Here is an 11929-nt window from a genome sequence, read left to right as displayed (position 1 = left end):
AGCGGTGCCTCAGCCGGGCGGTCATGTGTCCTGGCAGCCGGATCCTGGCATGCTGCCGTGCCATCCGCGCCGGCCGCCCGAAGGGCGTCCGCGCCCGGACAGGGTGATTCGGGCTGCGGCTACCCAGTGTTCAAAGAGACAAACGGATGGCGAAGCTTTCGTTCGGACGCGCTCGCAGGTGCATCGCACGTCCCTCAGCTCCCGGGCTTCCGGTGGACATGAAAAAGACCCCCTGCTCAGTGTCTCCACTGATCAGAAGGTCTTTCCGGAAAGTGCCCCCGGCAGGATTCGAACCTGCGCACCCGGCTCCGGAGGCCGATGCTCTATCCCCTGAGCTACGGGGGCGATGTCGCTGCGCTTGGCGGCGACGAGTGAAACCCTACCAGCTCCGGCGGGGTGTCCGGGAACGGGTATTTCCGCGTCGTCGGCATCCACATGCGGCTGGCGCCCCCGGCTCCGCCGGGGCGGAAGTGGGCAAAACCCGGACGCAGCCACTCCGCTCGACCTACCCTCGAAGGGTGTCAGGGGCGTACGGCCGCGTGCTTGTTGTGGACGACAACAAGGTCATCCGGCAGCTGATCAGGGTCAATCTCGAGCTGGAGGGCTTCGAGGTCGTGACCGCGGCCGATGGCGTCGAGTGCCTGGACCTGGTGCACGAGGTCTGCCCGGATGTGATCACCCTCGATGTGGTGATGCCCAGGCTCGACGGGATACAGACCGCGGCCCGGCTGCGCGCCGACCCCCGGACCGGCCATCTGCCCGTCGCCGTCATCAGCGCGTGCACGCCCCCCGACGCGGACTCCGGTTCGGCCGTCGGGGTCGACGCCTTCCTGGCCAAGCCGTTCGAGCCGAGCGAGCTGGTGCGCATGGTGCGCCGGCTCCTGCACCGGGAGGATCCGGAGCCCTTCGAGGGCAGGCACGGCGCGGGGACGGCCGGGAGCGCCGCCGGCTGACCGTGCGGCCGTCCGGAGCGCTGCCCGTATGGCGAAACCGGTTGGCGGAGCGCCCCCCTTCCTCCCCTACGCTTGTCCCGTGACCCCCGCAGATCTCTCCCGGACCGTGCTGCACGCTGTGCGCCGCGCGGTCGACGAGGATGCCCTGCGCGCGCCGGTGCCCGCGCGCGTACGGGTGGAGCGGACACGCCCGGGTGGCAGCGGCGACTACGCCTGTGCCGTGGCGCTGCAGCTGGCCGGCCCCGCCGCCCTCCCGGCGCGGGAGGTCGCCGCGCTGCTGCGGGACCGGGTCGTGGGAGTGCCCGGGATCGGCCGGGTCGAGATCACCGGGCCCGGCTTCCTGAACTTCACCCTCGACGCGGACTCCGACGGTGCCGCGCGTTCGGCACGCGTACGCCAGGTGCTGGAGCAGGGGCTCCGGTACGGCTGGGGTGCCGAGTGCGCCGGGCAGGTCCACCAGCTCCACCACCGCCGCGAGGTCCGGGCGGCGGTCGTGGCGGGCACGGTGATGAGCTTGCTGCGGGCACAGGGTGCCCTGGGGCGTGTCACCTGCGAGGAGGCGTCCGACCCCGACTGGGCGCGGCTCGGCGTCGCCGTCGACGCGAACGGCCGGCCGCCCGTCCCGCTCGCGCAGACCCGGCCCGTCCCCGCGGGGGCAAGCGCGGGGGAGCTGCTGGAACGGCTGGGGGCCGACGCCACCCGCTGGGGCCTGCTGAGGCCCGCCGGGCACGACCGCGCCCACCTCGGGGACGACCTCCTCGTGCAGGGCGAGGCCAATCCGCTGTTCCAGGTCCGATACGCCCACGCCCGCTCCCGTGCGCTCACCCGCGAGGCGGGGCGCCTCGGCTTCACCCCCGGTCACGACGAGGACGTCGACGCGCCCGCTCTGCACGCCGCACTCGCCGATCACCCCGGCGTCCTCGCCTCCGCCGCCCGTCACCAGGCGCCCGACCGGCTCGCCCGGCACCTCGAAACGGTGGCGCACGCCTTCTTCGACTTCCACGACGCCTGCCCGGTGCTCCCCGTCGGCGACGAGAAACCCTCGGCCGCCCACCGCTCCCGGCTGGCCCTTGCCGAAGCCGCCGGGACGGTGCTCGCAGGCGGCCTGTCCCTGCTCGGCATCAGCGCGCCCGAACACCTCTGAGACCGTAAGAGAGCAGAACAGAACGATGAGCCGATCCGCACACCCCGCCGGGCCCCGTCACGCCGACGTCCTCCCCGAGGGCCACTACACCGCCCCGGCCACCGACCTGAACGAGCTGGACGCGAAGGTCTGGTCCCGCACCGTCACCCGTGACGCGGACGGTGCGCTCACCGTCGGCGGGATCGAAGTCGCCCGGCTCGCAGAGGAGTTCGGCACTCCGGCGTACTTCCTGGACGAGTCCGACTTCCGGGCGCGGTGCCGCGCCTGGGCGGACGCCTTCGGGGCGGACGCCGATGTCTTCTACGCCGGCAAGGCCTTCCTGTCGCGCGCCGTGGTGCGCTGGCTCAAGGAGGAGGGGCTGAACCTCGACGTGTGCTCCGGCGGCGAACTGGCCACCGCGCTGGACGCCGGGATGCCCGCCGAGCGCATCGCCTTCCACGGCAACAACAAGACCGTCGCCGAGATCGAGCGGGCCATCGGGGCCGGCGTCGGGCGGATCGTGCTCGACTCCTTCCAGGAGATCGTCCGGGTCTCGCACATCGCCCAGCGGCTCGGCGTCCGCCAGCCCGTGCAGATCCGTGTCACGGTCGGGGTCGAGGCCCACACCCACGAGTTCATCGCCACCGCGCACGAGGACCAGAAGTTCGGCATCGCGCTGGCGGGCGGACAGGCCGCCGAGGCGGTCCGCAGGGCGCTCACCCTGGACGGCCTGGAGCTCATCGGCATCCACTCGCACATCGGCTCCCAGATCTTCGACATGGCCGGCTTCGAGGTCTCCGCGCGGCGCGTCGTGCAGCTCCTCGCCGAGGTCCGCGACGAACACGGCGTCGAGCTCCCCGAGATCGACCTCGGCGGCGGCCTCGGGATCGCGTACACCTCCGACGACGACCCCCGCGAGCCGCACGAGATCGCCAAGGCGCTCAGCGACATCGTGACCCGTGAGTGCGAGTCCGCCGGCCTCCGGACCCCGCGCATCTCCGTCGAGCCGGGCCGCGCGATCGTCGGCCCCACGGCGTTCACGCTGTACGAGGTCGGCACCATCAAGCCCCTGGAGGGCCTGCGGACGTACGTCAGCGTCGACGGCGGGATGTCCGACAACATCCGCACCGCTCTGTACGACGCCGAGTACAGCGTCGCGCTCGTCTCGCGCACCTCCGACGCCGAGCCGATGCTCGTACGGGTCGTCGGCAAGCACTGCGAGAGTGGTGACATCGTGGTCAAGGACGCGTTCCTCCCGTCCGACCTGGCACCCGGTGACCTCATCGCGGTGCCCGCCACCGGCGCGTACTGCCGTTCCATGGCGAGCAACTACAACCACGCCCTGCGCCCGCCGGTCGTCGCTGTGCGTGACGGGCAGGCGCGGGTCATCGTCCGGCGCGAGACGGAGGAAGATCTCCTGCGCCTCGATGTCGGCTGATGAAATTTACATCTCAAAATCCGGACGGGTGGCAGAAACCCCCGTCCGGTGAGTGAGACTGGTCCACACATCAGAAGTATGAGAAACGAGGTCGGATGATGCGTACGCGTCCGCTGAAAGTGGCGCTGCTGGGCTGTGGAGTGGTCGGCTCAGAGGTGGCGCGCATCATGACGACGCACGCCGACGACCTCGCCGCGCGCATCGGCGCGCCGGTCGAGCTCGCCGGTGTCGCCGTCCGCCGGCCCTCCAAGGTGCGGGAGGGGATCGACCCCGCACTGATCACGACCGACGCCACCGCCCTGGTCAAACGGGGCGACATCGACGTCGTCGTCGAGGTCATCGGCGGCATCGAGCCCGCCCGCACGCTCATCACGACCGCCTTCGAGCACGGCGCGGGCGTCGTGTCGGCCAACAAGGCGCTGCTCGCCGAGGACGGTTCCGCGCTCCACGCCGCGGCCGAGAAGCACGGCAGGGACCTCTACTACGAGGCGGCCGTCGCCGGCGCCATCCCGCTCGTACGGCCGCTGCGCGAGTCCCTCGCGGGCGACAAGGTCAACCGGGTGCTCGGCATCGTCAACGGCACGACCAACTTCATCCTCGACAAGATGGACACGAGCGGCGCCGGATACTCCGAGGCGCTCGACGAGGCCACCGCCCTCGGGTACGCCGAGGCCGACCCGACCGCCGACGTGGAGGGCTTCGACGCCGCCGCGAAGGCCGCCATCCTGGCGGGGATCGCGTTCCACACCCGGGTGAAGATCGGTGAGGTGCACCGCGAGGGCATCACCGAGGTCACCGCCGCCGACATCGCGTCCGCCCGCCGCATGGGCTGCACCGTCAAGCTCCTCGCCATCTGCGAGCGTGCGGCCGACGGCAAATCCGTCACCGCACGCGTGCACCCGGCGATGATCCCGCTCAGCCACCCGCTGGCCTCCGTCCGCGAGGCGTACAACGCGGTCTTCGTCGAGGCCGAGGCGGCCGGACAGCTGATGTTCTACGGCCCCGGCGCCGGCGGCGCCCCGACCGCGTCCGCGGTCCTCGGCGACCTCGTCGCCGTCTGCCGCAACATCATCGGGGCGACCACCGGTCCCGGTGAGTCCGCGTACACGCGCCTGCCGGTCAGCCCCATGGGCGATGTCGTCACGCGCTACCACATCAGTCTCGACGTGGCCGACAAGCCTGGCGTACTCGCCCAGGTCGCGACGGTCTTCGCCGAACAGGGCGTATCCATCGATACGGTCCGCCAGCAGAGCCGGCCGGACAGTCAGGAAACCGGCGGTGAGGCATCCCTCGTCGTCGTCACCCACCGCGCGCCCGACGCCGCCCTCTCCGGGACCGTCGAAGCGCTGCGCAAGCTGGACACCGTGCGCGGTGTCGCCAGCATCATGCGTGTTGAAGGGGAGTAAGGACCCATGACCAGCAAGGGCACCCACCAGTGGCGCGGCATCATCGAGGAGTACCGGGACCGTCTCCCGGTCACGAGCACGACGCCGGTCGTCACACTCCGTGAGGGCGGCACGCCGCTCGTCCCGGCGCAGGTCCTCTCCGAGCGCACGGGCTGCGAGGTGCACCTCAAGGTCGAGGGCGCCAACCCCACCGGGTCGTTCAAGGACCGCGGCATGACCATGGCGATCACCCGGGCCAAGGAGGAGGGTGCGCAGGCCGTCATCTGCGCCTCCACCGGCAACACCTCCGCCTCCGCCGCCGCGTACGCGGTGCGCGCCGGCATGGTCTGCGCCGTCCTCGTGCCGCAGGGCAAGATCGCGCTCGGCAAGATGGGGCAGGCGCTGGTCCACGGCGCGAAGATCCTCCAGGTCGACGGCAACTTCGACGACTGCCTGACCCTGGCCCGCAGCCTCTCGGACAACTACCCGGTGGCGCTGGTCAATTCGGTCAACCCGGTCCGTATCGAGGGCCAGAAGACCGCCGCGTTCGAGATCGTCGACGCGCTCGGCGACGCCCCCGACATCCACGTCCTGCCGGTGGGCAACGCGGGCAACATCACGGCCTACTGGAAGGGCTACAAGGAGTACGCGGGGGACGCCGTCTCCACGCACACCCCGCGCATGTGGGGCTTCCAGGCGTCCGGCTCCGCGCCGATCGTGCGCGGTGAGATCGTCAAGGACCCGGCGACCATCGCCACGGCGATCCGCATCGGCAACCCGGCGTCCTGGCAGTTCGCGCTGGACGCGCGGGACGAGTCGGGCGGCTTCATCGACGCCGTGACGGACCGTCAGATCTTGTCGGCCTACCGCCTGCTCGCCTCCCAGGAGGGCGTCTTCGTCGAGCCCGCCTCGGCGGCCTCCGTGGCCGGTCTGCTCAAGGCCGCCGAAGAGGGCAAGGTCGACCCCGGCCAGAAGATCGTCTGCACCGTCACCGGCAACGGCCTCAAGGACCCCGACTGGGCCGTCGCGGGCGCGCCGCAGCCGGTCACCGTGCCGGTGGACGCCGTGGCCGCCGCCGAGAGGCTGGGCCTCGCGTAACCGGCTCCTGCCGCAGCTCAGCCGCCCTTCGGGGCGGAGAGCGCATGGGAGGTGTGCGACACGCATCGTGCGCCTCCCGTGCGCCCTGTGTCGCCACAGAACCTTCCTTCGATAAGCTGTGACCGACCCGCCCCGCCGCATCCGCCGCGGTGCAGCAGCCGTCGTGCCTGCCGGGCCCCCCGTCCCACCGCGCAGCGGCACCCCACGCACGTCGAAGTACCCCGCACAACCTCCCCGCCGCCGTACAGGAAGAGTCGTCCAACCGATGGCCGGTCCCGCGTTCCGAGCCGCCGCCGTCCGGGTGCGCGTCCCCGCAACCAGCGCCAACCTGGGCCCGGGTTTCGACGCCCTCGGCCTGTCTCTGGGGCTCTACGACGACGTCGTCGTCCGGGTCGCCGATTCCGGGCTGCACATCGACATCGCGGGTGAGGGCGCCGAGACGCTTCCCCGCGACGAGAACCACCTGCTCGTCCGCTCGCTGCGCACGGCCTTCGACCTGCTCGGCGGACAGCCCCGCGGCCTCGAGATCGTCTGCGCCAACCGCATCCCGCACGGACGTGGCCTGGGCTCCTCGTCCGCCGCCATCTGCGCCGGGATCGTCGCCGCCCGTGCCGTGACGACGGGCGGCGAGGCCCGCCTCGACGACACCGCGCTGCTGGAACTGGCCACCGAGATCGAGGGGCACCCCGACAACGTCGCCGCCTGCCTCCTCGGCGGATTCACCCTCGCCTGGATGGACGGCGGAGCGGCCAGGGCGATCCGGATGGATCCCGCCGGCTCCGTGGTCCCGGTGGTCTTCGTCCCGGCCGTGCCGGTGCTGACCGAGACCGCCCGCGGCCTGCTGCCGCGCACCGTCCCCCATGTGGACGCCGCGGCCAACGCCGGCCGTGCGGCCCTGCTCGTCGAGGCCCTGACCAGGCGCCCCGAGCTGCTGCTGGCCGCCACCGAGGACCGGATCCACCAGGAGTACCGGGGCCCGGCCATGCCGCAGAGCGTGGAGCTGGTCAACCGGCTGCGCGCCGACGGCGTCCCCGCCGTCATCTCCGGTGCGGGGCCCACCGTGCTCGCGCTGACGGATGAGGGCTCGGCCGACAAGGTCGCCCGGCTGGCGGGCGAGGGATGGGCCGCGAACCGGCTCGCTCTCGACGCCACGGGTGCGAGCGTGTTGCCGCTCGCCGCGTAATCCCACGTGATTGCCGGTGCATGAGAGGGGGAATGTTTGTTGGAGCCGGTAGTGTTAACCTCAAGTCAGCAATCGACGTCTTCGTGGCGCGTTGCTTCGTGTCCCCCTCCGGGACCACCACTCTTCCGGGAGCCTCCCCGACTGCCTGAGCAGCCTGCCTGAGCTTTCGAGCACGCTCCGGAACCGGCACGACACCCTCTTGCTCGTCCAGGAGTGGGCCGAGCAGGGGGATCTCGCGCCGGAACCCCGCACATTCGTCTCTCCGCCGTACCCGGCGGACCACCGCCCCGGCAAGGTCCGCGATCGACACGATCAACAGACCTCAGTCGGACAGCACAACCGGTCGCCGAGCCAGAAGGCCGACGTCCGCTCCAGGGAAGGACCCTTCGTGAGCGACACCACCGATCTGATGGGCGTGACTGCCGACAAGAGCGTCGACAGCTCCGCGTCCGCCGAAGGTGCTGCCACTGGCACCACCGCACGGCGCCGCCGCTCCGGCACCGGCCTCGAGGGCATGGTCCTGGCCGAGCTGCAGCAGGTCGCGTCCGGCCTCGGCATCAGGGGAACCGCGCGGATGCGCAAGAGCCAGCTGATCGAGGTCATCAAGGAGGCGCAGGCCGGAGGATCCTCCGCGCCCGCACCGAAGGCCGCCGCGGCCGCCGCGGACACCGCGAGCAAGCCGAAGCGGCGCGCCACCTCCAAGTCGCGCACCGGTGACGAGACCGCTGCCGCGCCGGCCGCCGACCAGACCGCCGCGCAGCAGCAGATCGACATTCCCGGTCAGCCGGCCAGCGACGACCAGCCCACGGGCGAGCGCCGCCGCCGCCGGGCCACGGCGCAGGCGGGCAGCCCCGACACCAAGGCCGAGCCGAAGGCTGATGCCCGTGGCGAGGCGAAGGCGGAGCCGAAGTCCGAGCCGAAGGCCGAGGGCCGTCAGGACCGCGCCGACGAGCGCGGCGAGGCGAAGGCCGACGCGAAGGCGGAGTCCGCCACGGACACCGCCGAGGGCCGTCGCGGTGACCGTCAGGACGGCCGCCGTGGGGACCGCCAGGACCGCGGTGACCGCGGTGACCGCCGGGACCGCCAGCGCGACCGCCGGGGCAAGGGCGACGACCAGGGCCAGCAGGGCGGCGGACGCCGCCAGGGCCAGCAGGGCGGCGGCCAGAACCAGGGCCAGCAGCAGAGCAGCGGCCCGCAGGACGACGGTTACGACGACGAGGGCGGCCGGCGTGGCCGTCGGGGCCGTTACCGCGACCGCCGTGGCCGTCGCGGCCGCGACGACTTCGCGACCGACGTCCAGGTGGCCGACGACGACGTCCTGATCCCCGTCGCGGGCATCCTCGACATCCTCGACAACTACGCGTTCATCCGGACCTCCGGCTACCTGCCGGGACCGAACGACGTGTACGTCTCGCTCGCCCAGGTCCGCAAGAACGGCCTGCGCAAGGGTGACCACGTCACCGGTGCGGTGCGCCAGCCCAAGGACGGCGAGCGCCGCGAGAAGTTCAACGCGCTGGTCCGCCTCGACTCCGTCAACGGCATGGCGCCGGAGAGCGGCCGCGGTCGTCCCGAGTTCCAGAAGCTGACGCCGCTGTACCCGCAGGACAGGCTCCGTCTGGAGACCGACTCCAACGTCCTGACCACCCGGATCATCGACCTGGTCGCACCGATCGGCAAGGGCCAGCGAGGCCTGATCGTGGCTCCGCCGAAGACCGGTAAGACCATGATCCTGCAGGCCATCGCCAACGCGATCACGGTCAACAGCCCCGAGTGCCACCTGATGGTCGTCCTGGTCGACGAGCGTCCGGAAGAGGTCACCGACATGCAGCGTTCGGTGAAGGGCGAGGTCATCTCCTCGACCTTCGACCGTCCTGCCGAGGACCACACCACGGTCGCCGAGCTCGCCATCGAGCGCGCCAAGCGCCTCGTGGAGCTGGGGCACGACGTGGTCGTCCTGCTGGACTCGATCACCCGTCTGGGCCGCGCCTACAACCTGGCGGCGCCGGCCTCCGGCCGAATCCTGTCCGGTGGTGTCGACTCGACCGCGCTGTACCCGCCGAAGCGCTTCTTCGGTGCCGCGCGCAACATCGAGGACGGCGGCTCGCTGACCATCCTGGCGACCGCCCTCGTCGAGACCGGCTCGCGCATGGACGAGGTGATCTTCGAGGAGTTCAAGGGCACCGGCAACATGGAGCTCAAGCTCGACCGGAAGCTCTCGGACAAGCGCATCTTCCCGGCGGTGGACGTCGACGCGTCCAGCACCCGTAAGGAAGAGATCCTCCTCGGCACCGACGAGCTGGCCGTGGTCTGGAAGCTGCGCCGGGTGCTGCACGCGCTCGACCAGCAGCAGGCCATCGAACTGCTGCTGGACCGCATGAAGAAGACGCAGTCCAACGCGGAGTTCCTGCTCCAGATCCAGAAGACGACGCCGGGCAACGGCAACGGCAACGACTGACGCCGTATCAGGAGTCTCACGGAACTGCCCTCGCCACCTCGTGGCGAGGGCAGTTCCGCGTTCCCGGCCCATCCGTCCGTGCGGGCCAACCTGCCGGGCCCGCCCGGAAGTTGAGCCGGCCGGAAGGGGAATCGCCGCGCGCGCCCGCGTCCGGGGGTCTCCTGCCGGGCGCTGACGCCCCGCACGCCCGTCCCGTGGCCGCCGCCGCGCGCGGCCGGAGCCAGGGCCACCCCGCCCCCAGCAGCCGCCGCGCGGAGTCGCAGCCGCTCACACAGAGCCGCACCATGCGACGGCCGGCACGGCCCGGCCCGGATCCGGCTTCCCGGCTGCCTCCCCGGGAGCCCTGGAGGCCCCGCGACCTCGGGAGACCCCGGGGACCCCGGGGACGCCGGGGCGCCGGAGACGTTGACCACATCGGTCAGGGCCGGAAACCGCCCTCCGGGGATTCGGCCCCGGGCACGAAATGCCAGGTGAGGCACCTGTTTCCGAAAGCTCGACCGCACCTTTCGAGCCACCCGTGGCCGGACCGCGTCCTCAGCTCGTTGTGCAACGCTTTTCGATGCTCCGGCCGTCCCACCGAGTGACGCCGGACCGCGCCCGTGCACCACGGCAGGGGGTGACAGAGAGAAGCGGAAGAGGGAGCGCATGAGCGAGCAGAGCCGGATCACCGGCCGAATACGTGGCACCGGCAGCCGCCGGAAGAAGCCGTCGCGGGCCCGCCGCGTCAAGAGGACCGCCCTCTGGGGTGCCGCCGCGCTGGTGGTCGTCGGAGGATCCGGGCTCGGCTACGCCTACGTCACCCTCAACGGGAACCTGAAGGGTGTCGACATCGACGCCGCCCTGGGTGCCGAGCGTCCCCATGACGTGGACGACGGCTCGCAGGACATCCTGGTGCTGGGATCAGACTCCCGTTCAGGCGCGAACTCGAAGTACGGCGCCGACCAGGGCTCCGCACGGTCGGACACCGCGATGGTCGTCCACGTCGACAAGGGCCACACCTCCGCGAGCGTGGTCTCCATCCCGAGGGACACCCTCGTCGCCCGCCCCGCCTGCGCCAGCGACACCACCGGCGAGCAGGTCGGCGGACAGAAGCAGGCGATGTTCAACACGGCGTACGCCGTCGGCGGCCCGGCCTGCGCCGTGAAGACCGTCGAGCAGATGTCCGGCATCCGCATGGACCACTACGTCGAGGTCGACTTCACCGGGTTCAAGAAGCTCATCGACGAGCTCGGCGGGGTGAAGATCACCACCTCGGAGGCGATCGACGACCCCAACAGCCACCTCGCGCTCAAGCCCGGCCCCCACACCCTCAGCGGGGAGCAGTCCCTCGGCCTGGTCCGTACGCGCGAGAGCGTCGGCGACGGCAGCGACCTGGGCCGGATCCAGCTCCAGCAGGCGTTCGTCAAGGCGCTGATGGACCAGGCGAAGACCGTCGGGGTGTTCTCCGACCCGAAGACGCTCTTCGGACTCGCCGACACGGCGACCAAGGCCGTCACCACCGACTCCGAGCTGGCCTCCGTGAAGAAGCTCACCGGCTTCGCCAACGGGCTCAAGGGCCTGGGCTCGTCGAACGTCGACATGGTCACGCTGCCCGTGGAGTACGACCCGGACGCCCCGAACCGGGTGCTGCCCCAGGAGAAGGCCGGACAGCAGGTCTGGGCCGCCCTCAAGCAGGACAGGCACATCCCGGAGTCCGCCACCGCGAAGTCGGCCGGCGACAAGGGCGACGCGGGGAAGGTCGTGCGGTAACGCGCCGTCCGTCACCGGACGGTCGCTCAGGGTTCCCCGGACCGCACGGGAATATGCGGGGAGGGGTCCTCGTTTTGGGAGATACGGCCGGTCCTGGCAGACTGGTACGTCGGCCCCGGTTCACGGACGCGCAATCCGCGCGAACGACCCGGAGCCCTCCCGAAACTAGGAGACACCTTGAAGCGCGACATTCACCCCCAGTACGTCGAGACCCAGGTCAGCTGCACCTGCGGTGCGTCGTTCACCACCCGGAGCACCCTCGACGGCGGCGCCATCCGTGCCGACGTCTGCTCCGAGTGCCACCCGTTCTACACGGGCAAGCAGAAGATCCTCGACACCGGCGGCCGCGTGGCCCGCTTCGAGGCCCGCTTCGGCAAGGCCGCCGGCTCCGCCAGCAAGTAGCGAGCCGATGCGCCGGTTCCCGACGCCCTTCACCGGGCGCCGGGACCGGCGTTTTTTCCGGCTGTGCGGCCGGCCGCGCCCTGAGGCGCCCAGCCGGAGGCACACCGTCCGTCCGGCCCGCAGACGTATGACGCAGAAACCAG

General features: G+C 71.4%; 9 protein-coding genes and 1 tRNA gene. 9 read left to right on the top strand and 1 reads right to left on the bottom strand.

Annotated features, from left to right (window positions below; all coding sequences use genetic code 11):
* Window positions 1-273: 273 nt before the first annotated feature.
* A tRNA-Arg gene (locus tag ACIRJR_RS27680) sits at window positions 274-345 on the bottom strand.
* A gap of 173 nt (window positions 346-518) precedes the next feature.
* On the opposite strand from ACIRJR_RS27680, the gene ACIRJR_RS27675 reads away from it, so the two are divergent.
* From ACIRJR_RS27675 to rpmE, 9 genes are all read left to right on the top strand, one after another.
* A complete protein-coding gene (locus tag ACIRJR_RS27675) occupies window positions 519-953 on the top strand; it encodes a response regulator (RefSeq protein WP_403785466.1) in 435 nt (144 codons plus the stop codon).
* 79 nt (window positions 954-1032) lie between these two features.
* Window positions 1033-2097 carry an ArgS-related anticodon-binding protein NrtL gene (gene nrtL, locus ACIRJR_RS27670; protein WP_403785464.1) on the top strand — a complete coding sequence of 355 codons (1065 nt, stop codon included), beginning with the start codon at window positions 1033-1035 and terminating at the stop codon, window positions 2095-2097.
* A gap of 25 nt (window positions 2098-2122) precedes the next feature.
* Window positions 2123-3514: a diaminopimelate decarboxylase gene (gene lysA, locus ACIRJR_RS27665; RefSeq protein WP_403785462.1), complete on the top strand. Its 1392-nt coding sequence runs from the start codon at window positions 2123-2125 to the stop codon at window positions 3512-3514.
* 95 nt (window positions 3515-3609) lie between these two features.
* On the top strand, window positions 3610-4920 hold the full coding sequence (locus tag ACIRJR_RS27660) for a homoserine dehydrogenase (protein ID WP_403785460.1): 1311 nt from the start codon (window positions 3610-3612) through the stop codon (window positions 4918-4920).
* 6 nt (window positions 4921-4926) lie between these two features.
* Window positions 4927-5997, top strand: coding sequence for a threonine synthase (gene thrC, locus ACIRJR_RS27655; protein WP_403785457.1), 1071 nt, complete (start codon window positions 4927-4929; stop codon window positions 5995-5997).
* A 265-nt stretch (window positions 5998-6262) separates the two neighbouring features.
* Window positions 6263-7180: a homoserine kinase gene (thrB, locus tag ACIRJR_RS27650; RefSeq protein WP_403785454.1), complete on the top strand. Its 918-nt coding sequence runs from the start codon at window positions 6263-6265 to the stop codon at window positions 7178-7180.
* 388 nt (window positions 7181-7568) lie between these two features.
* A complete protein-coding gene (gene rho / locus ACIRJR_RS27645; RefSeq protein ID WP_403785451.1) occupies window positions 7569-9635 on the top strand; it encodes a transcription termination factor Rho in 2067 nt (688 codons plus the stop codon).
* Between the two features lie 645 nt (window positions 9636-10280).
* Entirely contained in the window at window positions 10281-11384 is a 1104-nt protein-coding gene (locus ACIRJR_RS27640) for an LCP family protein (RefSeq protein ID WP_403785449.1), read from the top strand.
* Window positions 11385-11561: 177 nt separating this feature from the next.
* Window positions 11562-11786 (top strand): 50S ribosomal protein L31, encoded by a 225-nt coding sequence (gene rpmE, locus ACIRJR_RS27635; RefSeq protein WP_329232888.1) that lies wholly within the window; start codon window positions 11562-11564, stop codon window positions 11784-11786.
* Window positions 11787-11929: the final 143 nt, after the last annotated feature.

Source organism: Streptomyces sp. NPDC102402, from assembly GCF_044765765.1.
GTDB lineage: Bacteria > Actinomycetota > Actinomycetes > Streptomycetales > Streptomycetaceae > Streptomyces.
Note: the sequence above shows the minus strand (reverse complement) of the source record. Positions and strands in the feature narration are given on the sequence as shown.